A 21,238-nucleotide genomic window follows, 5' to 3' on the forward strand; every position below is an offset into this window, starting at 1 on the left:
ACGCCTGGCCGTTGATGGCGTTACCGGCGGCGCAGCAACCTGCGCGCTGGGACGCGTTTATCCGCGCGCAAGAACCGTGCGCGCCCGTTGTAGCGGTGTGGGTCACCGCGACCCAGAGCAGCCAGCGCGTGGTGTATCGAGGTGAACGCCAACGCCTGGGCAACCTGGCCGGGCACGCTGAAGCCTTCGGCATCCGCGAGTTGCGCTACCGCAACCGCACTGCGCGACTGACCTTAAGCCATCTGCCGGTGGTGCTCAAAAATGCCCCCGCACGCGCCTGGTTCGGCACCTTGCAAGACAGCCACAGCGGTCAACACTTGGGCCAACGCTACTGGCTGAGCGTGGAGTCGCAAGGGTTGAAGGAACAGGCCGCCAACCTCCTGCTGCAGTTGAAGCACGATGAACTGGCCAGCCTGACTGCACGCGGCAAGACGCAGTTACTCGCCATGTCTGCGCATCTGCACGCCGAACTGCGCCTGTACCTGGCCGCCGGGCTCGCCGCCAGCGCCATGCGCCTGGCCAACGCCAGTGACGATTGGGCTTTCCAGGCCCGCACGCAACTGCTTGGCCTGCTGCCGAAAAAAACCAGGGGCCATACCGGTGAAATCCTCGAAGGCTTGCTGCACTTGTCCGCCGTCACGGGCAGCCTCTGAGCATGCACGACCAGGCCACCGGCCTGCGCCACTGGGCCAGGCAACAACAGGCTCCGGTCGTGGATCGCACCCTGATGCTATTCGGCGCGGCACAAGCGACCGTCCAGGCGCACAAAACCCTGGAGCGTTGGCACTGCCAAGGTCATCGCTGGGTCGGCGACCCCGCGCGCTGGCGCGTTCAGGCGGTGGATAACTATCACCGCGATCTGCCCGAACGTTGGAGCGTGTGGGTCGACAGCGACCTGGGCGCCTTCTGCCGCACGTTCAGCGCGTTGAGCCTGTTACGCGAACAGGGTGGCCCCGCGCAGGTATTGGCGCTGCACACCGGTTTTTCCCAGCAGGGCCTGCTGAACAATTTGCGCGAGGCCGCGCAGCGGTATCTGGGGATGCGGTTGTTGGTGATCGATGAGACTCGCAAATCCTGAGAACACCGCAGCGGCATTGTCCTGCCGACCACATTTCATTCCATTCACCGTGGGCTAAGCAGCGAATACGTCACCTGGCACACACCTGTTCCGCGCTTAAGCGGCCAGGACCAGCGGTAATAATCCCGTGGATTTTCTGTCTTTCGCAGGCGCGCACGATGTATACGGCACAGGGCAAGATTAACCAGCAGGAAGTCCTCCAGCAGTACCTCCCGATGGTCCGGCGCCAGGCACTGGGGTTGAAGACCCGGCTGCCTTCCAATATTGAACTGGACGACTTGATTCAAGCCGGCAGCATCGGTCTGCTCGATGCCATGACGCGGTATGACTTGAGCGTCGGCGCGACGTTCGCCACCTTCGCTTCGCAACGTATTCGCGGGGCGATGATTGACGAACTGCGCACCCGCGACTGGGTGCCCCGCAGCGTGCGCCGCAACGCGCGGGCCGTGGAAGACGCCATGCATCGCGTGGAACAGAACCTGGGGCGTCCGGCCCGGGAACGGGAAGTGGCGTCGGCCATGGGACTCACGCTGGAACAATACCAGAAGGTGCTCGATGACACGAACGGCAGCCAGATGCTGCCCTTTGACGACGTGGATGAAGAGCACAGCGAAGACGCCAGTTCGCGGCTGCGCACGCCCTTTGCCGAACTGATCAACGACCGCAACCGTGCCAACCTCACTCGGGCCATTGACGCCCTGCCTGCGCGCGAACGCCTGCTGCTCGCGCTGTGTCACCACGAGAAACTCAACCTGCGCGAGATTGGCGTGGTGCTGGAAGTGAGCGAATCGCGTGTGTGCCAATTGCATGCCCAGGCCATTGCCCGACTGCAGGCCAGAATGAAGGAATAGACCGCGCCTGCGGTGGTGGCGAGGGAGCACGCGCCCTCGCCACACATTTCCTCACCCCTCGGCGTACGCCACCTCGTTATAGCTTGCGATCAGCCAGGTCAACTGCTCACGCGGCAGGTGCATCATCGGCTGCAGATCGAACCGCGCCATACGCCCGACAAACTCGGTAGGCGCCAACAGCCGTTCGATCACATGGTAGTGCGGGCGGTCCAGGTAGTCGTCGAACAACACGATGATCGGCTTGGTCGCCCGCAAGTAAGCGGTGACAAAGCAGGCGATGCGGAAACGCCCATCGATCAGAATCACATCGGGTTGCTCGAAGAAGGGTTCATCCCAGACCTTCAGCGGGTAAGTGTGGAACTTCTTCCAGTGTCGGGCGTTCTTCGGCCGCGCCCATTTACCGGTCTCGCCTACATCCACCGCGTAAATCCGTGGCCGCGAGGGCAGCGTGGCATTGGCAATCCAGGTTTGCATGTCCTCGGCCCAGCGGGCGTCGTTCTCCACCGAGATCACGGTTTTGTCCGGCATGCTGGCGGCCAGTAGGGTGGAACCGCCGCTGCCGTATTCCAGGATCACTGAGGCCTGGGTATAGAGCGTCTTCACATAGGCGGCCACTTCTGCCGGAAAGGTCACTTGGGGCGCCTGCATCGGTGCCCGGGGCAGTTCGAGCGGTTGCGGCATGGCGCTCGGGTTCTGGCAGTGCTTGAGGTACTGCGCGGCCAGGTCGCTATCGATGGTGTTGAGCAGTTGCGTCGCCATATCAAAGGCGGCGTAGACCGTGTGCAGCACAAAGGCCAGCTTCAGACGCTGGTTGTCGGACAGTGCTGCCATGCGTGTCGCATCCGGCAAAAACAGTGCATCGGCGCACACCAGGTGGGAAGCGCGCAATTGATCCAGGCTTTGCCCTTCGGCCGGATGGCTGATGTGCTGCAGGTTATTGAGCCGGTAAAAACTGAACCCGCGCCGGGCCAGGCACCGGCTGATCAAGCCCACATCGGCTTGCTGATCATGCGTCGGTGCGAAGTTGACCCGCGCTTGCACCAACAGCGTATCGGCGAGGGTGCGTTGGCCATGTTCGATCACGGCCAGGCTGTCGTTGAGGTTGTCGAGCAACAACCAGTCCACCGACGGCAAGCCGTTGATCGCATCCAGCTTGAGTGTGGGCACCGCCAGTTTGGCCAGTACTGCGGACGCCGCCAGCGGTGCCAGCGTGGCGCTCATGGCCGGATCGAGGCAGGCGTAGAGCGTGGCGGGCTGACCATTGCCCAGCGCCGCATGGGGGTAGTAATGCAACTCACCCAATTGCGCCAGTTGTCGGGCGTTGTCGATACGGCTGGCGGGGTCAAAAGCCACCGTGGAAAACGCCGCCATTTTTTGCAGCGCGACAAACTGCGCCGATGCGATCAGCGTGCTGCCGTGGTCCAGGGTCACCACTTTGCCCTGGAACTTGAAGCCAAAGCCCTCGTCCCTGGCCGGCGCCACCGGGTGCTGAAGCACCACGCTTGCGGCCTCCCCCTCAAACCTGGCCAGCCCTTGCGGGCTCAACGTCAGCGCGGCAGCCGGCTTGCCCTCGCAGTAGCGCTGCCAGATCGCACGCATGGCGGTGCCGAAGTGGTTGGCGAAACCCTGGCTGTCACACACCGGCGAGCCCATCAGCACCTCGCGCAGATGGCTGCGGATGCGCGCCAGGCTGTCCAGGTCACTGCCCAACTCGATGACGCGCTGCTGGTATTGCGCCCAACTATGCACCACCAACTCCGGCAGGCCGGTGTTGACCAAATGGGTGGCCGAGTGGCGCCCGGCGAAGGTCGGCCCGGGGAAGGTGACCACCGGTACGCCCATCAATAAGGCTTCGCAGGTGGTAAGGCCGCCGGAATAGGGCCAGGGATCAAGCGCGATATCGATGCGGCTGTAGGTTTCCAGCAGGGTCTTGTGCCCCACCGGACCTTCGATCAGCACCCGCTCCTGGGCGATGCCGTGGGCAGCCATAACGCCGTGCACATGGGCACGCAATTCGGCGTTGCCGAAGGCGCCCCCCTTGAGCAACAGCCGCGAACCGGGCGTAGCGCGCATCAACTCGGCCCAACGTGCCAACAGTACATCGTTGACCTTGGTCGGGTTATTGAAGCAGCCATAGGTGACAAAACCGTTGGTCAACGCCGGCAGGGGCTTGATGTCCGGCGTGTAGGGCGGCGGGTCGTAGCAAATGTAGTCGTCGGGCAAGCGGATGAGCTTTTCGGTGTAGAACGCGTCCTCCCCCTCCGGTGACTCGATGCGGTCGGTCAACAGGTAGTCGATCGCGCTAACGCCTGTGGTGTTGATCAGGCCACCGACCCATTTCACCAGCAAGGGCGCCGGCTGCAGCGCCATGGTGCGCATGCGGTTGCCGGCGTTATGACCACAGAGGTCAATCAGGATATCGATGCGGTCATCGCGGATGCGCTGGGCCAGCGTGAGGTCGTCCATATGTTTGATCGCCAGCCATTGCTGCACCGACGCCTGGATGCGCCGGGTCAGGTGGTCGCACACCTGACTGGTGCTGTAGGCGAACAACTGGAACTGATGACGCGGCAGTTTTTCCAGCACGCCCACGATCATATTGCCCACCGGGTGCTGGCGCAGGCCGTCGGATACCAGGCCGATACGCAAGCAACGGTCGGGGGCGCGGTCGAGCACTTCGGGGCGCGGCGGCACGGCTTTGGGGCCGAAGCGCGATTGCCATTCCTTGCACACCTCGAAGATAAAATCGCGGCTGCGCTCGGGGTCGTAGTGCAGCGAGGTCAGGCGGTTGGAGTACGGCAGCACGTCCTTGCGCTTGGCCAGCGTCACGGCCTTTTGGTAATAGGTGTCGGCCGTGGCCAGTTGACCGATGTCCTTGTACAGGTTGGCCGCATTGTTCCAGTGGCTGTAATCGCCAGGTTCGCGTTCGATCAGCTTGTCGAACACGACGATGGCTTCGCCGTGGCGTTCCAGGCGATTGAGGATCAGGCCTTTGCGCGAGAGCATATGACAGTCATGGGGCGTCAACGCCAGTGCCTGATCGATATGCGACAGGGCTTTGGCGAACTGGCCTTTTTCGAAATACAGCGTGGCCAGGCGGTGATGCCCGGCGGCGAAATCCGGGTTGATGCCCAGCGCCTTGAGGACAAGTTCAAGGGCGCGATCTGCCTGGCCGAGCTTTTGCGCGGCCTTGGCCACCAACTCCAATGCCTGAGGTTCATTGGGCAGCAACTGCAAGGCGTGCTCGAAACTGCTCAGCGCTTGCTCGGGATCACTGTGCAGTTGCTGATGGCCCAAGTCTTTCCACACCTTTGGGTCATGGGGGCGTTGCTCGCTGCGCCGTCGCGCCTGGGCAAGCGTAGGGGCAGCAGGATGGCTGGGAGAGCCGGGGCGCGGGGATCTGGGCATTCAGGAGCAGCCTTGTGCAAAGAGATTCTGGGCGAAATGCTATCGCGCCACCCTCCCCGCCAAAGCCCGGATAAACCCACCTCAATGCCGCAATTACCAAAGATTGTGCTGCGAACGCGCACAAAAAAGGGGCTCAGCGTGAGCTGGCCCCTTCGTACCGCGCGGTTGCGATTATTGCAGCAGCGACAGCATTTGCTCCGGCATGGAGTTGGCTTGGGCCAATACCGACGTACCTGCCTGTTGCAGGATCTGGGCGCTGGTCATGGACGACACTTCCGTAGCGTAGTCCACGTCCTGAATGCCCGAACGCGCGGAGGTCAGGTTAGTGGTCGTGGTGGAAATGTTGGTGATCGCCGAGTCGAAACGGTTTTGCACCGCACCCAGGTCCGAACGCATCGAGTCCACCGTGTTCAGGGCGTTGTCGAGGGTGGTCAGGGTGCTGGTGGACTTCTTGGTCACCGCATTCTCGGTATCGATGCTGACGCTGGCCGAGGTGGTAGTGCCGCTGGTGGTCAGAGTCACTTCCGCCGCGTAGGTCTTGCCGCCCACGGTCAGGAAGTAGTCGCCGTCGGCGTCGGCGGACAGCGTGCCGCCGGTGACCGTGGTACCGGACTTGTCGACATAGCTGGTGTTGGTCGACGTGATCGCGGTGCCCGAGGAATCCGACAGAGTGCTGGCGGTCAGGGTGGTGTCGTAGCCGTTCACGTTGAAGCTCTCCAAGCCCAGGGTCTTGGCATTGATTTCGCTGAGCTTGATGTCGATGGTTTCGCCATCGTTGGCGCCGACCTGGATGGTGATGGTCTGGTCTTTGGACAGCACGTCCACGCCGTTGAACGCGGTTTGCGAGGAGATACGGTCGATCTCGTCCAGACGCTGGGTGATCTCGTCCTGGATCGATTGCAGGTCGGACTGGGAGTTGGTGCCGTTGGACGCTTGCACCGACAGCTCACGGATGCGCTGCAGGTTGTCGTTCACCTGGTCCAGCGCGCCTTCGGTGGTCTGCGCCAGGGAGATGCCGTCGCTGGCGTTACTGCTCGCCTGCGACAGGCCGGTGATCTGCGAGGTCATGCGGTTGGCAATCGCCTGGCCTGCGGCGTCATCGGATGCGCTGTTGATTTTCAGGCCCGACGACAGGCGTTCGATCGAGGTGCTCAGGCTGTTCTCCGAGGAGTTCAGGTTTTGTTGAGCGATCATGGACGTGATGTTGGTATTGATAACTGACATGGTGCAGTTCCTTTTCGTGGGTGAGCCGCTTGGGACAGATTCAGGGCCCGGCGTCGATGCAATCACCGCCGTTGCCGTACAGACAAACCGAACATCGGCGATCCGATCAGCCGTCTTTAGGCAACCCCCAAAAAAATTTGCGCAGCCGTCCGATTTCGCCACGCAAAGTGCCTGTATTAGCCGATTTGAATCAGCACCCACCGCGTTATAAAGCCTGCCTTGGCCCACAACAGGAGTGCTGCATGAACCCCTCAACCCTGATCGGCATGCTCGCCAGCCTGCTACTGCTGGCGGTGCTGCTCATGTTCAGCGCGCAACAACCCGGCTTGTTCATTGACCTGCCGGCCCTGGGCATTGTGGTGGTCGGCACCTTTGCCGCGACCTTCATCAGCTACCCGCTGCGCGAAGTGCTGCACATCTTCAGCCTGATCAAGACCGTGGTGCGTCACGAGCGCGAATACACCCAGGAAGACATCGACGAACTGGTGAGCCTGTCGCGCCTGTGGATCGACGGCGACCTGCGCGCGGTGGAGGAAGTCCTCGACCGGGTGAAGAACCCCTTCCTGCGTTCCGGCGTGCAACTGGTGATCGACAAGACACCACTGGACGACATCCTCGACCTGCTGCAGTGGCGCATCGCGCGGCTGCGTGCCAAGGAACACGCCGAGGCCCAGCTGTTCCGGGTCATGGCCAGCTATGCGCCGGCCTTCGGCATGCTCGGTACCCTGGTGGGGCTGGTGAACCTGATGTTCGTGCTGGGCGACGGCGACATGGTGACTATCGGCCGACAAATGGCCGTGGGCCTGATGACCACGCTCTACGGCGTGTTGCTGGCCAACCTGCTGTGCAAACCGGTGGCGGTGAAACTGGAACGCCGCACCGAACAGCGCGTGGTGGTGATGAACATGGTGCTGCAAGGCGTGGCGATGATGGCCAACAAACGCAGCCCAGGGCTGATGCGTGAAACCTTGAAGTCGTTCGTGGCCCACTACCAGAACGACTTGCGCGACGAACCCTTGCGCCCGGCACGCCCCCTGATTGCGCTGAAGTGGAAAACCCGGGCATGACAGCCATCACCCGCAACCAGGCTGCCGCGATCGCCAGCGGCACGCTGCCCGTAGAAGATCCAGGTGGCGAAACCTGGATGATGACCTACCTGGACATGATGACCCTGCTGCTGGTGATGACCATGGCCATGCTGGCGTTGGCCGGCAAGAGCCATGAGCTTGCGCGGCACAGTGCCAAGCTCACTGTAGCCCCCGTTTTTAGTGCAAAAAGCCTGACCTCGATAGACCCGCCGGGCGCGTTGTTGCGGGTACATCAGGCGCCGGCACCCGTGGTGGAAGCCGAGCCCGCCCCCGTGGTCGCCGTTGAGCCCGAGCCCGTGACTGTGGTTGAGCCCGAGCCGCCCAAGCCCACGACGCAAGACCTGCTCAACGAACTGCCACTGGACAAGCTGGGCAATGACATCGAAGTGGTCACCAACGACAGCAGTGTGAGCTTTCGGATCAGCAGCGAAATCCTGTTCCCTTCCGGCCAGTCCGACCTCAGCCTGGGCGGCCTCGCCGTGCTGCGCAAGCTGATCCCTGTACTCGACAGCGTGCCGCACAAAATCATCGTCGCCGGCCATACCGACCCCCAAGACATTCGCAACTCGCGTTTCCCCTCCAACTGGGAGCTCTCCGGCGCCCGCGCCGGCAGCGTAGTCCGCTACTTGCAAAGCAACGGCATCCAGCCCAACCGCCTCGCCGCCATCGGCTATGCCGACACCCGTCCCCTGGCCGACAACGCCCTCGCCGAAGGCCGCGCCCGCAACCGCCGCGTGGAACTGATCCTGGAGCGCTGACGCGTGGGTCTTTTTTTTCCGGCGCAGAACAGTGATCATCGCCCTCCCCACCCAAGCCTGAGGAAGCGAGACCATGGAATTGACGCTGGAAGCGGTTGCGCTCTTCGCACTGAAACTGGTGCACGAGACCGACGGCGGCAGCCCGGTTTTGCGTGACGATCTGGTGATGGACGGGTACGAGCGGGAAGTGTTTGGGTTATTGGTGCGACGGGGGGATCTGCCTGCGATTCAACTCAAGATCGAGGAGTGCGCGGTGCAGGCGCTGGATACAGTGGGCGGCGCCCAGACGGTGCTGGGGCGGGAATTGCGGCGGTTGGCGACTGACGTGCAAAACGTCCGTCAACTCGATGCACTGCCCGCGCCGCTAACCACCCTCAAGGACTATTTGAAAGACATCCAGTGACTCGGTGATCAGCGTGCCGGCCAGCGTCAATAGCGCATGCCCGATTACCGCCGCCCTTCAACTGCCATACGCACGGCCAAGCCCATCAGCACCGAGCCCATCAGCCAGCGCTGCGCCACCTGCCAACCGGGCCGGGTGACGAAGAACACCGCGATGGAGCCCGCCATCATGGCAATCATTGCGTTGACGCCCACGCTAATGAAAATCTGCGTAAAACCCAGCACCAACGATTGCGTCAGCACGCTGCCGTGGCCGTTCGGGTCGATGAACTGTGGCAGTAGCGACAGGTACATCACCGCGACTTTGGGATTCAGCAGGTTGGTCACAAAGCCCATCATGAACAGCTTGCGCGGGCTATCCTGGGGCAAATCCCGCACCTGAAAAGGCGAACGACCACCCGGCTTGACCGCCTGCCAGGCCAGGTAGACCAGATACAACGCACCGCCGAGTCGCAGCGCGTCGTATGCCAAGGGAACCGCCATGACCAATGCGGTGATACCCAACGCCGCGCACAGCATGTAAACGATAAAACCCAACGCAACCCCGCCCAGGGAAATCAAACCGGCCGTGCGCCCCTGGCAAATCGAGCGGGAAATGAGGTAAATCATGTTCGGCCCGGGCGTCAGCACCATGCCCAGTGAGATCAGGCCATAGGCAAGCCAGTTGGACAGTTCGGGCATCGTGCAGCTCCTGAATGAGGGTGTTGTCGGCGACGTTGTCGTGTTGAGCGCCATGGTAGGGCGTGCGACAAGAGCGCGTTAGATACAGATCCGCGAGCAAAACGTCATACACAGGACAGGCACGTGATCGACTTCACCTCGCTGCCGTACAAAACAGCGTGGCCTGTTCCGTGGAAACGTCCGGAACGTTCGATCTGGATTTCCAAGCGCCTGCTGACCGGGTCAGCGGGCAAAAAAAGACCTTGGCGTCCCAAGGTCTTTTTTACTGCAGGCACGCCTGATTCAATGGAGGCACACCGTCAAATGTGGGCGCTGGCCATCAGCCCCGCGGCCGCCCCAAATACCGGCAATACCAAACCACCCCACCCACAACCGCCCCCACAACAGTGACGCCATTCCCCACCAACCAAATCCCAAAATTCCGAGTCTGCTCCGCATCTCCTTCATAGAACGGCCCAAAGTACGCCGACACCGCGACCACCACCCCGTTAAACACCCCAACAGCCACGGCGACTACCAAAACTACAAACACAACCCCCTTACAGACCTTCATATAACGCTCCACAACCAAATCTCCCTTGACTGGTGATAATCCGAGAACGTCCCTTCGATCGAGAACCCTAACTGAATTCGCGGATAGCTCAGCCAATCCGTCAATCGCCGCCCATTCCATAAATCAATGTGGTCACCACTACGGTTACCGAACGTTTCGTTGCCCCGGCGCCAAAAATCCTTGAAGAAGATGATGCCTTGCTGCCCGACCAACATATCCTCAAAGTCTTCAGGCTTTACCTTCTTTACGGGCTGTATACCGGGGATATTGGCGCGACTTAATGCCTTGGCCATTTCCTCTGCGGCCAGCACATGACCTTCACTTTTGGGGTGCTGCCAACAATAGCGCACCCCTCTGAATCCGCTCAGGTCGGCACCAGACCTGCGCAATGCCACGCCTAGGTTGATCGCGCATTGATCACTGAAATTTTTCGCGCCGTTGGTTCGGCACGGGGCGGCGTCTCCGAAGATTTCCGGATGATTTCTCCATAGGGTATTGAATGTCAGCATTCAGCATTTCCTTCGCGTTTTTTTCGCGACCGTAGCAAACGCTTTGCTGCTTAAGAGGGGATCAGATAGAAATCAGAACGGTCCTACTTGCCTGTCAGTTTTGGCTGCAGGGTATAACTCACATGCCCTCACAGGGGATGTTCTTATTGGTGTGAAAGTAAGTGCTAACTGGGCCGGTGTTTGTAAGGAATGCTCCGCAGCAGAATAGGAAGCTGGGCGTTTAGGTATAGGAACTTCAGAACGACGCAGGTTTCATGTGGGAGTTGTCGAGCACCTGCGCTGCGGTCTGCCAGGTATCACGCGGTGATCCCATCGCAGCCTCGCTGGGGCTCGACAACTCCCACATTGGGTCAGGGATGCCTGAATCGGTCACTGGGGTTGAAACGTCTCCAGGTACGCCAGGATGTTGTCGATCTTTTCCTGATCGCTGATGCCCCAGAAGATCATGCGCGTGCCGCTCACTACCTTCTTCGGCGCCTCGATATAGGCCGCGAGTTTTTCGCGGGTCCAGACCACCCCGGAGTTTTTCATCGCATCCGAATACTGATAGTCGGCGGTAGTGCCGGCAGGCCTGCCGATGATGCCGTTGAGTTCGGGGCCAAAGCCGCCGCGCGCGCCTTCGCCGATGTTATGGCAGCCGCCGCAGGTTTTGGCGAAGAGCTTGCCGCCCGCTTCGGCATCGCCGGCGGCGCAGGCCGCGCCAGTGTTGAGGATCAGGGCGAAGGTCAGTAAGGCGCGGTATTTCATAAGGGCTCCACATCGGGTGATACGGGTGATTATGCCGGTTTGTCAGGAGCGCATGCCCATCCAGATCACCGCGTCGGTCCACGCCGTCACCACCGATGCCAGCGCCTTGAACCACGGGGCATCCCGGTCGATCTGCGCGGCCGAGTGATCATGGTGCTGCTGTTGCTCCTCGACACGTGAGTGCTCACGGTTGACGGCCTTGTGTCACGGCCTGTGGGAAGCAGGCCGGTGGTTGGTTGAAAAACGCCGGTATCGTGCAGCAGCACCCGGTAGATGCGCAACCGGGTCCCTCAGAACGACCATCCATCGTTCCAGGCATATCTGATCGAACCTAATGCGCTGCGCCCCACTCCACCCTACTGAACCCTGATGGTGGAGTAAGGATCATGGCTCAGCCATCGATTTTAGTGCTGGAAGACGACGAAATCATTCGCGCGTTAATGGTCGACGTACTGGAGGATTTCGGCGCGCATGTCACCTCGTTTCCTTCGGCGGATGAAGGAATGATTTACCTGGAGCGGGCCGATGACCCGGTGGACCTGATTGTGAGTGATATCCAGATGCCTGGATTGCTCAACGGCTATGACCTGAGTCGAGTGGTGGCCCATCGTTGGCCAGCGGTGCCGGTGGTGCTGACGTCCGGCAACACCAGGCTGGCGGCGCAGTTGGGGGGATCGGTACGGTTCCTGCCCAAGCCGTGGAGCACCGGCAATCTGCTCGAATGCGTACAAACCGCACTGACCCAGCAGGTGCATTAATAGCTTCGCGACATCACTTTGCCGAACATTGCAGAAGGCTCGGCGGCGGTTAGGTGTCGGAAAAATCGTTGCGAAAAGTGAGCTGGGCCGCAGCCGTGAGTTCCGATTTAGGGTGCCCAAGGTGAATGACGATTCCCACACCTGTGTCGTCTCGTTTTGACGCGATTTGTTTATAGCTCAGGCTTCCCACGCTCTGTAGTTTCGGTCCGCGTCGACATCCTTCGACGCGAACTGAACTTACAGAGGGTACCGTGATGGATATTTTTTCCAGTAATCTGAGTTTCGAAAACAGCCTTTTGCAGACCTACTTGAACACACCAGAAGAAAACCCTCCTCGCCCGAAAACGCCCTCTCAGGGGTCGACCATTGATTTCAGTGGCGAGCGGCTGCCAAAGAAGGACAACCGTTCGAGCGGCCTGGACAGCCTGGGCGGTGGAAACATCATCTAAGTCGTCAAACAGAGAGGCTGCAACCCTGCAGTCTCTTCCACCTTTCGATCCACCCGACCTTAACAAAATACTGACATCCCCCGGGTTAACCTTCGCAACCACCCTGCACAGAGCTTTCAACCCTATGCCTCACGCCGGCACCTTGCCCGACGTCCTCGCCGGCCCGCTGCTGCGGCGCCTTGAACCCCAGCGCCTGGTGATGTGGCTGGTGGGGACCAGGGAACTGCCGTTGACCCTCAGGCTGTACGTCGCCGAGCAGACCCGCGATATCTCGCTGGACCAAGGCCAGTGCCAAATCGTGCCGGTGGGGCGCCGGGCCTTTATCCACTTGATCGACGTTGCGTTGGACGAGGCTCTGCCCCAGGACGCGGTGATCGGCTATGACCTGCTGATCGACGGGCGCGGCATCGGCCAATGGGCACCGCACCTGCTCTATTGCGACGCGCAATCGCCGAGTTTCGTGCTGCATAGCCGTATTCATCAATTGGTCCACGGCTCCTGCCGCAAGCCCCATCACCCGGCGGACGAAGGCTTGCTGTGCGTCGACCGCCTGCTGGCCGACGCCCAAAGCCCAGCGCAACGCCCGGCGTTGTTGATGATGAGCGGCGACCAGGTGTACGCCGACGATGTCGCCGGGCCGATGCTGCGGGCGATTCATGGGCTGATCGCGCGCCTGGGGTTGTTCGACGAATACCTGGACGGCGCCGTGGTGGACAACAGCGCCAGCCTCTATGAGCACTGCGCCAGTTATTACCATCGGGCCGAACTGCTGCCCGCGCTGGACAGCAACGAGACCCTGCGCGAGCGTTTTTTCGGCGGTGTGAAGAAGCCGATTTTCACCAGCAGCACCGCCGACAATCACCTGGTGACCTTCGCCGAAGTGATAGCCATGTATTTGCTGGTCTGGTCCCCCACACCCTGGACGCTGATCACACCACAACCGCCGCAACTGAGCGCCGACGCGCAACAGCGTTATGCCCGTGAGCAGGTGCAGATCGATCAATTCCGCAACGGCCTGCCCGGCGTTGCGCGGGTGCTCGCCCATCTGCCCACGTTGATGATCTTCGACGATAGTCCGTACGTAGGCCTATTGACAGCATAATCCGAGTGAAGAACTGTATGCCCATACAGCATCCATTCGCGAGTGAGTCGTCGTGCCAAGAAATGAGATCAGGAGCAAAACCGGGCAAGGGCGTTACGACTCAACCGCACAGAGAGTCCTGATTTCCGAGTTCAGGCCGGTAACACTGTGCTTCCTCGAAACGCCCGATCGCGACGCCTCGAAAAGCCTGCCGGATTATGAGTTCGTAGCGGGCGAAAAGGGCTATTTACCAAATTTTCCCGTACTCATTCAGAGCGACGGTGAACCGTGGATCATCGGAAACCTTTACCTAGTTACGAAATTTCATAAAGAGGTCGGTTATGAATCAAGGACATTCCGAGGGATTGCCGACCATCTACTCGACTACCTGCGCTTTCTTGAAGAGCAAGACTTGGATTATTTGTTTTTCCCTAAGAATGACCGCCTTAAAGTCACATTTCGCTACCGACAACGGCTGATTGAGTTTGTAAATAATGGGCAACTTTCTGCAAGCACAGCAAGCGCCAGAATCAATGCAGTGGTCAATTTTTATCGAGGGCTAATCAACTGGAATTTCATTGATGGTGAAAAAATCGACGGAATTGCGTTTATAGAGATAAAAAGATATATCAGCGTAACGTCGAACTATGGCATCCAGAAGAATCTCAAGATTAATTCGCACAATTTAGCTATTCCGAATCACAAAAAGCAGCCCCAGAGCGAGTATATCAACGATGGCGGAATGCTTCGTCCGCTTACCGTTGACGAACAATCATGCGTATTGAAAGCTCTGCTTAAATCGTCCCGCGAATATCAGCTTATGTTCTATTTCGCCTTGTTCACAGGTGCGCGAGTCCAGACTGTCGGAACCCTAAGAATTACGCATCTTAAAGGCGACTTTGACAGCAATGGCTATCTGAGACTTCCCATAGGGGCTGGCTCGCAAATTGATACGAAGCGCGGCAAGCGTATGACGCTACTTGTCCCTGGCTGGCTTGTGCAGGATATGCGAATTTATGCAGGCAGCGACGAAGCTAGAAAACGTCGCGAGCGGTCTTATTACGGAGGTATTGATGATAATTATGTATTCTTGAGTAAGAGTGGTGTGCCGTATTACACAAGTAAAAAGGAAATATTCGATCACTCAGATAGCCGTATTAGCGAAAGCGCGGGAATGATCGATAGGGCGCGTAACGTTGCCATACAAGATGGCGCAGCTTTGCGGACTCACATCCAACAGATACTCTTTCCGCGTATTCGTGGTGATAGTCCTAGTTTTCAGGATTTTACCTTTCATGACCTACGCGCCACATTTGGCATGAACTTGCTCGAAAGCCAGTTGCAACACATGGACGACCAGAGTATCACAGCTGCGGTGGAGTACGTTCGACAGCGCATGGGGCACGCCAATATAGAAATGACCATGCAGTACTTGAAGTACAAGTCTCGTTTGAACTGGAAAAACACTGTGCAGCACGAATTTGAGAATCAGCTATTCAGTCACATAAATACATCAGCGAACGCGGATGGACTTGCATGAGTAACAGTTTCATTCATCGCCAGGTCGTAATTATTGACGCCAGGGAAACAAATGTTGAGGTCATTCATCCGCAACTCGCTGTGCTGATGGTTAATAATGGTGCTGACATCGGCAAGAGATACTTGGATATTGGATCGTTGTGCTATATGCGTCGGGGCAAGCCACTTCACACCCAAGTAGGCTGCCCAGTCGATCTGTCGTCTCTCGACAAATCACGAATTCCTTTCGCGCAAGCGTTAATTGAGCAGTTTAGTGCTGGTCGCATTAGCCCCACCACGGCCATGACCTTCCATAAAAATAAAAAGTTTGTCGACTGGATTGATAATCAGAAGTCTCATTATGCTTTTGATGACGTGTCGGCTATGAAACAAGCCTATGGAGACTATACCGGATACTTGCTGCATAGCATGAATAGCTCGGGGATCAGTGGGCAGCCGATTAAACAAATGACTGCATCGAGCTATCAATCTAGCGCGCGAAAATTAGTGATGTTGGCTACGGGCCTGAGCGAACCTGAAGTCAGTAGAATTGCCACATATATTCCCAGGAGAAGTGCTCAGGCGAACCATGTAAACTTGAAGTTGCCGAATGCCGACACTCAAGCACAGACATTTGCCGCACTGATCAACTACATTGAAGAAGCGCATCGCGTCCTTGTTAAGGGTGACGCTCTTCCGCTTCATCTCGTATCGCCTAAAGACGACCTCTGTTATCTATACTCGTTGCAGCCCAATAGCGCAAAATCTCAATCCGCAGAATTTAGTACCGCATCCATATTATTTAAGTCTCCCACGTTCCCTACTTGGGAAGAGGCAAAAGCACACTTCGGCTTGATGGGTGATAGCGCAGCACTGCAAAATAAAAGAGCCAGTTATGACGACGCAAGACAGCGGCATGAGAAAAGCAACAATAATTCGCGCTCATGGCTAAGGGTACGAATCGGTGCTCATGCTGTGGTAGCAGGCATGCTGGTATTTATCGCCGCTACGGGCTGCAATCTCAGAGTGGCTCAAAATCTTCAAGTCGGTACACTAAAGATTGTATCCAGCACGCAAGGTAAGCGTTTCTCAGGAACTAAGGCGCGGGCTGGCGGAAAAACCGTTGAGCCGGAGTTTGGAGCTCGTTTTTCACCTATATTCAAAAAATATCTTGAATTGCGGACGTGGGTTTTGAATGGCGCAGATAGTACTCTGGTGTTTCCGGTTATCTCAAACGGATATGGAGTTGCACCAGTGGGTGCCTCAAGTATTAATGGCCTCAAAAGGCTTATATCTAGAGCGCTGCCCAAAACAATTTGGGTCACGCCAACGCAATGGCGAAAAAACGTCAGCTATCAATATGTGAAGTTGAGCGGTAGCGATATGTCACTCACAGCGGAAAAGCTGGGCAACACCGAAACGACCTTGCGGCAGAGCTACAGCCGGCCTGCACTGGAAGACTACGCGACGGAAATCAGTCACTTCCTCGAAGCCCAGTACCACTCCGCTATCACACGCACGCGTACAGTAGAGCTAATCCCAGTGCGTATCCTTGGCAAAAAGAAAGACGAGATAGCTACTACTGGCACAGGGTCATGTGAGAAAACGCCTGAATCGCAACCTGAGCACGCCCAAGGCTTTACTGCGCGGGCCCCCACGCCCAACTGCGTTGACCCGGAATCCTGCTTGTTTTGCGCGCACTACGCCGTTCACGCAGATAAAGAGGATCTTCGTCGCCTGCTGTCGTTGCGCTATCTAATTCAGGCCATTAAAGCAAAACAGCCCGCTGACCATTGGCAAAGCAAATTTGGACCGACAGTCCATCGTATTGACGAAGTGCTCTCGGCCATTCAAGACATAGATACTAGCTACGAGTCAATTATCAACCAGGTGCGCGATGAGGTCGAGCGCGGTGCGCTCGACCCATTTTGGGCCATTCATTTCGATACATTGGTTACACTAGGAACCGTGTCGTGAGCATTATTACCAATCTTAAACTCAATCATTATCAAGCGCATCAGTTACCCGATAGCTGCGCCAATGCATCGCACTACCTTACCGTTGACGGGAACTTTGTTGTTTCACGCACGGCGGCTGGAGAGGTCGTTTCGCGCTACCAAGATGATTCGTGGAACATGAAAATGTACTCCGCGCAAGGCATATGTGTCTACAACTTCGTTAGTTGGGCCGAGGACTCGAAGAGCAGTCCGCTGATAACAGTCATTGCCGAGGAAATGAAGCGGATTCAACTGGCGCGAATGTATTTATTTCCCGTGCCGCGCAAACCAAATTCCATTGGAACTACTGAGCTTAACAGGCTAGCGCGTCTAGCGCTCAATAACAACATGTCACTGATTCAATTGTTCGAAGAGGCAAACATCAATCGCTTGCTGCTGCCAAGCTTTGCCGAGTTAGGCCAATATCAAATGCGCAGTATGCTTATTCTTATAAAGGAAGCATTTGATCTAAGGATAATGCACCCGGATTTCGGATTTGCGCCGCCGAGCTACGCCATTATTAAACGCATGCAAGACATGTACGACAAACATCCAAAACTACAAAAAGATGACCCGCAACAAACCAAGCTTATTCCGTCGCGCCTCTACGCTGAGACCATTGCTGCGCTCAATGCTGAGTTGGATGCCTTCAATAGCAACGGCGAAGCGATAGTGGGGCTTTACCGGCGGAGAAAAGAAAACCCAAAATTCGGTCTCCCTGTAACTCATGCACGCGACTACAAAGATAGCATTGCATGGCGCGACGCAGTCGCCCAGAACGGACTTGGCTCGTTTTTTGAGAAGTTATCCATTACGAACTGGATCCAGCTCGGCGGCTATCTTGGTGAAATTCAACAGGCTGCGAAATACTGGATTCATTTGTTCTCCGGCATGCGTGAAAATGAAGCCCGGCACCTGCCTGCCGACACATATACAACGATAAGCGCGGGCGGCGCAATTATTAGTATTTTGCGCGGCTATACGTCGAAGATTGCAGGTCAGAATCATACTGAAACATTCTGGGTCACAGCGCCCATTGTCGAGAAAGGCGTGATCGCGGCCCGGACCGCTGGACAGATCGCTGCACTGTTGTTCGAACATGATGAATCCGATTTGAGCCAGTACCCGCTCTTCGCGGCGCGAAAAAAGTGCGGCGCCCCACACCAGGCATTTAAGGGTGCTCCTGTTACAAGAATGGCTAGTAAAGAGCAGCTATATCGAATAAAAAGCCGATGGCCCGGGTTAGTGGTTCAGGAAGCAGATATTCGTGAGTTGGAGCAGTTTGATGGTTTTCGGGATTGGCGGAACGACCCTGACGTTAAAGTCGGTCAAGTTTGGCCTCTGGCAACTCACCAGTGCAGGCGTTCCCTCGCGGTTTATTCAGCGCGCTCGGGAATGGTTTCCGTAGGTTCGTTGGGGCTGCAATTTAAGCATTTGACAGAGGTTATGGCCTCGTACTATCGCAGGGGTAGTGCATTTGCCACGAACTTTCTCCAAAGCGAAGAATCGCAGCGTTGGCTGGATGAGCTGGAGTACGAGCGCCGCAAAGCACAATTTATCGGCTACGAGGCAAATGTTATCAACAGCACGAGCCGGCTTTGGGGCGGCGAGGGACATCGCATTCAAGTGTCCCGAGATAAGGGTAAGCCGTTGATCATTACAACGGATCGCGCTTTTACACTAAAGAAGTTCGGTCGGGGCGAAATGGTTTATAAGCCCAGCCCGCTGGGCGGTTGCACAAATCTCGGACCTTGCGACAAAATTTCCTTCACCAGCATATTTGTCTGTCTCGACTGCGATAAATCCCTTCTCGATGAAGACCGCAGCCTGAAGAACATCAAGCGTGGCGTGAACAATCTGAAGCGTGGGCAATCCCTGTTCGTGCCGGAGAATCCTCAGTACAAACAGATTGAATCTGAAATCAGTGCGATATACGAAAAGCTGGAGAATCGGGGGCTGTTGGAGAAAATGGAGGCGATCACATGAGTGCGCTTGAAAACTATCGGGCGGCGCTGCATCGGTTAATGAATGGGAGGCCACAGATTGTCCCGAAAGGTTCTGCGATCAACAAGGATACTGTGGCTCTTGAAGCGGGCCGTAAGCGCGGTTCAATCAAAAAAAGTCGCGCTGAAAATGCGGAGCTGATCGCGGAGATCGAAGCCGCTGCCACCACTCAGAGCGCGCATTTAAAGCCAAGCGCGGCACAGGAAGTCGAGAAGCAAAAGTCCCTTAAAAAGGCCGCCCATGGGAAGATTGCGAATCTCCGGAAGGATTATGAGATAGCTCTCAGCAGGATTGTGTCACTGGTCCATGAGAACTACATGCTGAAGCAACAGCTCATTGAGCAAGCAAGGGAGCAGCAGCAGCAGGGTAACGTGACAGCGCTGGGCGACTTTCGTAACCGCCATTTGAGTTGATGCACGCGGCATAGTCGTTAGAGTTATAGAGCAACACGTGCCTTTAATGTCAGTGTCGACTGTCATCGCTACCAGCCAGGTTTGTCGTCTGAGAATACACAGATCGCCCACCTCCTGTTTTTTCTAACGCGTTCGGGCACTTCTGTGTCACAAGCAAGCTCCGTCAGGAAGGTGTGAGCTTGTGCGACGGACCTGCTCCATTCAGCTAGACGCTGGAAGCAAATCTATCGAACGTTGGTTATTGGCCGATTCTGTTGAAAAAGTAGCTCCCCTGGCCGACCTCCGGCAAAATCTCTTCATTGGCCGGAGGGGGATCACACAGCATGATGGGACAGTTATCGAGTGGGCAGGAGCGACTGTTTTACTCCTTCAACCTTGAAGATCACATCCCAGCCAATCACCTTCTGCGCAGCATTGATCGGTGTCTCGATCTGAGCGAGCTGCGCCATTACCTCGCTGATTTCTATAGCCCGATTGGGCGCCCTTCAATTGATCCTGAACTGATGATCCGCATGCTGGTCGTGGGCTACTGCTATGGCATCCGCTCCGAGCGGCGGTTGTGCGAAGAGGCCCATTTGAACCTGGCGTATCGCTAGTTCTGCCGGTTGAGCCTTGAAGATGAAGTACCCAATCACTCGACGTTTTCCAAAAATCGACACGGCCGTTTTCGGGACAGTGATCTGTTCCGCTGGTTGTTCAATGAAGTACTGCGTCGCTGCATGGATGCAGGGTTGGTCAAAGGCGAAGGCTTTGCCGTGGACGCCAGCATTATCAAAGCGGATGCCAGCCGGCAGCGCGGTGTACCGGGCGATGAACAGGTCAACTGGAGCGATCCGGCCCTGAGCACCCGCGCCGTGCGTGAGTATCTTGAGGCACTCGATAAAGAGGCTCTGGCCGAAACGCTACCGAAGCGCCTATCGCTGACTGATCCTCAAGCCCGCTGGACCGCAGCTCCAGGTGGCCCAGCGTTCTACGCTTACTCCACGAATTATCTGATCGATACCGAGCACGGTGTCATCGTGGATGTGGAACCCACACCGGCTCATCGCACGGCCGAGGTCGAGAGCACCAAGATCATGATCGACCGGGTCGAGACGCAGTTCGACATCAAGCCGGAACGCCTTATTGGCGACACCGCTTACGGAACCGCGCCGATGCTGGCCTGGATGGTGGAGGAAAAAGACATAGAGCCGCATGTGCCGGTATGGGACAAAACCGAGCGCAAGAACGACAGTTTATCGAGCAACGATTTCCACTGGAATGAGGAGACTGAGGAATACCGCTGCCCAGCCGGCAATGCCTTGCGCAGCGAATGGCGTGCCTTCAAGAATGAGCGTTCGCACGTCACCAAAGCCAACACCATCATCTTCCGATCCCGGCAGACCGACTGCGTTTCCTGTCCGATGAAAGCCAAGTGCTGCCCGAACACGGCGTTCCGCAAGATCGCTCGCAGCGTCCATGAAGCCGCTCGTGATGTGGCTCGGCGCATTGCAGCAACGCCGGCGTATCAGCGCTCTCGCCACGAACGTAAAAAGGTCGAAATGTTGTTTGCCCACCTCAAGCGCATCCTGAAATTGGATCGCTTGCGGCTACGTGGCATGAGTGGCGCGACCGATGAGTTCACGCTGGCGGCTGCGGTACAGAACCTGCGTCGACTGGCCAAACTCACATCTCAAGGGCCACCTGCCACGGGATAGGTGCGCCTGCACGAAGCAAAAA

General features: G+C 57.4%; 18 protein-coding genes and 3 pseudogenes. 16 read left to right on the forward strand and 5 right to left on the reverse strand.

The window, feature by feature from the left end:
* From L9Z73_RS02680 to L9Z73_RS02690, 3 genes and pseudogenes are all read left to right on the forward strand, one after another.
* Window positions 1-653 (forward strand): annotated as a pseudogene (locus L9Z73_RS02680) (flagellar biosynthesis protein FlhF); the annotation flags it as partial.
* Between the two features lie 2 nt (window positions 654-655).
* Window positions 656-1,078 (forward strand): hypothetical protein, encoded by a 423-nt coding sequence (locus L9Z73_RS02685; RefSeq protein WP_247396088.1) that lies wholly within the window; start codon window positions 656-658, stop codon window positions 1,076-1,078.
* Between the two features lie 158 nt (window positions 1,079-1,236).
* Window positions 1,237-1,929, forward strand: coding sequence for an RNA polymerase sigma factor FliA (locus L9Z73_RS02690; protein ID WP_247396090.1), 693 nt, complete (start codon window positions 1,237-1,239; stop codon window positions 1,927-1,929).
* 51 nt (window positions 1,930-1,980) lie between these two features.
* Here the strand turns inward: L9Z73_RS02690 and L9Z73_RS02695 are convergent, their stop codons facing one another.
* Both L9Z73_RS02695 and L9Z73_RS02700 read right to left on the reverse strand, forming a co-directional pair.
* Complete coding sequence (locus L9Z73_RS02695) at window positions 1,981-5,337, reverse strand: tetratricopeptide repeat protein (RefSeq protein ID WP_247396092.1); 3,357 nt, start codon at window positions 5,335-5,337, stop codon at window positions 1,981-1,983.
* 171 nt (window positions 5,338-5,508) lie between these two features.
* On the reverse strand, window positions 5,509-6,561 hold the full coding sequence (locus L9Z73_RS02700) for a FliC/FljB family flagellin (protein ID WP_247396094.1): 1,053 nt from the start codon (window positions 6,559-6,561) through the stop codon (window positions 5,509-5,511).
* A gap of 242 nt (window positions 6,562-6,803) precedes the next feature.
* Here L9Z73_RS02700 and L9Z73_RS02705 point away from each other — a divergent pair, with 242 nt between their 5' ends.
* The 3 genes from L9Z73_RS02705 (at window position 6,804) to L9Z73_RS02715 (ending at window position 8,810) form a co-directional block, all read left to right on the forward strand.
* Entirely contained in the window at window positions 6,804-7,628 is an 825-nt protein-coding gene (locus L9Z73_RS02705) for a motility protein A (RefSeq protein WP_247396097.1), read from the forward strand.
* On the forward strand, window positions 7,625-8,407 hold the full coding sequence (locus L9Z73_RS02710) for an OmpA/MotB family protein (protein ID WP_247396099.1): 783 nt from the start codon (window positions 7,625-7,627) through the stop codon (window positions 8,405-8,407). Before L9Z73_RS02705 ends, L9Z73_RS02710 begins: the two co-directional genes overlap by 4 nt.
* Window positions 8,408-8,480: 73 nt before the next feature.
* The gene (locus L9Z73_RS02715; protein WP_247396101.1) at window positions 8,481-8,810 is read left to right on the forward strand and encodes a hypothetical protein; all 330 of its coding nucleotides are present in this window, start codon (window positions 8,481-8,483) and stop codon (window positions 8,808-8,810) included.
* A gap of 44 nt (window positions 8,811-8,854) precedes the next feature.
* On the opposite strand, the gene L9Z73_RS02720 is transcribed toward L9Z73_RS02715, so the two are convergent.
* The gene (locus L9Z73_RS02720) at window positions 8,855-9,490 is read right to left on the reverse strand and encodes a LysE family translocator (protein ID WP_247396103.1); all 636 of its coding nucleotides are present in this window, start codon (window positions 9,488-9,490) and stop codon (window positions 8,855-8,857) included.
* Window positions 9,491-9,613: 123 nt separating this feature from the next.
* Between L9Z73_RS02720 and L9Z73_RS02725 the strand changes: the two genes are divergently transcribed.
* Window positions 9,614-9,880 (forward strand): hypothetical protein, encoded by a 267-nt coding sequence (locus L9Z73_RS02725; RefSeq protein WP_247396133.1) that lies wholly within the window; start codon window positions 9,614-9,616, stop codon window positions 9,878-9,880.
* Between the two features lie 159 nt (window positions 9,881-10,039).
* Here L9Z73_RS02725 and L9Z73_RS02735 read toward each other — a convergent pair whose 3' ends face one another.
* Both L9Z73_RS02735 and L9Z73_RS02740 read right to left on the reverse strand, forming a co-directional pair.
* Window positions 10,040-10,552, reverse strand: coding sequence for a type VI secretion system amidase effector protein Tae4 (locus tag L9Z73_RS02735; RefSeq protein ID WP_247396107.1), 513 nt, complete (start codon window positions 10,550-10,552; stop codon window positions 10,040-10,042).
* Between the two features lie 369 nt (window positions 10,553-10,921).
* Entirely contained in the window at window positions 10,922-11,299 is a 378-nt protein-coding gene (locus tag L9Z73_RS02740; protein WP_247396109.1) for a c-type cytochrome, read from the reverse strand.
* Window positions 11,300-11,324: 25 nt separating this feature from the next.
* Between L9Z73_RS02740 and L9Z73_RS31155 the strand changes: the two genes are divergently transcribed.
* From L9Z73_RS31155 to L9Z73_RS02780, 9 genes and pseudogenes are all read left to right on the forward strand, one after another.
* On the forward strand, window positions 11,325-11,447 hold the full coding sequence (locus L9Z73_RS31155; protein ID WP_282598495.1) for a hypothetical protein: 123 nt from the start codon (window positions 11,325-11,327) through the stop codon (window positions 11,445-11,447).
* Between the two features lie 238 nt (window positions 11,448-11,685).
* Window positions 11,686-12,057: a response regulator gene (locus L9Z73_RS02745; protein WP_247396111.1), complete on the forward strand. Its 372-nt coding sequence runs from the start codon at window positions 11,686-11,688 to the stop codon at window positions 12,055-12,057.
* 254 nt (window positions 12,058-12,311) lie between these two features.
* A complete protein-coding gene (locus L9Z73_RS02750; RefSeq protein WP_247396113.1) occupies window positions 12,312-12,506 on the forward strand; it encodes a hypothetical protein in 195 nt (64 codons plus the stop codon).
* 124 nt (window positions 12,507-12,630) lie between these two features.
* Window positions 12,631-13,578 (forward strand): annotated as a pseudogene (locus L9Z73_RS02755) (alkaline phosphatase family protein); the annotation flags it as partial.
* A gap of 82 nt (window positions 13,579-13,660) precedes the next feature.
* On the forward strand, window positions 13,661-15,127 hold the full coding sequence (locus L9Z73_RS31270; protein ID WP_247396114.1) for a tyrosine-type recombinase/integrase: 1,467 nt from the start codon (window positions 13,661-13,663) through the stop codon (window positions 15,125-15,127).
* A complete protein-coding gene (locus tag L9Z73_RS02765) occupies window positions 15,124-17,082 on the forward strand; it encodes a hypothetical protein (RefSeq protein ID WP_247396115.1) in 1,959 nt (652 codons plus the stop codon). Before L9Z73_RS31270 ends, L9Z73_RS02765 begins: the two co-directional genes overlap by 4 nt.
* The gene (locus L9Z73_RS02770; RefSeq protein ID WP_247396116.1) at window positions 17,079-19,088 is read left to right on the forward strand and encodes a hypothetical protein; all 2,010 of its coding nucleotides are present in this window, start codon (window positions 17,079-17,081) and stop codon (window positions 19,086-19,088) included. The genes L9Z73_RS02765 and L9Z73_RS02770 overlap by 4 nt, the downstream gene beginning before the upstream one ends.
* Window positions 19,085-19,519 (forward strand): hypothetical protein, encoded by a 435-nt coding sequence (locus L9Z73_RS02775; protein ID WP_247396117.1) that lies wholly within the window; start codon window positions 19,085-19,087, stop codon window positions 19,517-19,519. Before L9Z73_RS02770 ends, L9Z73_RS02775 begins: the two co-directional genes overlap by 4 nt.
* A 323-nt stretch (window positions 19,520-19,842) precedes the next feature.
* A pseudogene (locus L9Z73_RS02780) lies at window positions 19,843-21,216 on the forward strand (transposase).
* Window positions 21,217-21,238 lie beyond the last annotated feature (22 nt).

Origin of the sequence: Pseudomonas emilianonis (assembly GCF_023072625.1) — a bacterium.
Taxonomy (GTDB): domain Bacteria; phylum Pseudomonadota; class Gammaproteobacteria; order Pseudomonadales; family Pseudomonadaceae; genus Aquipseudomonas; species Aquipseudomonas paraveronii.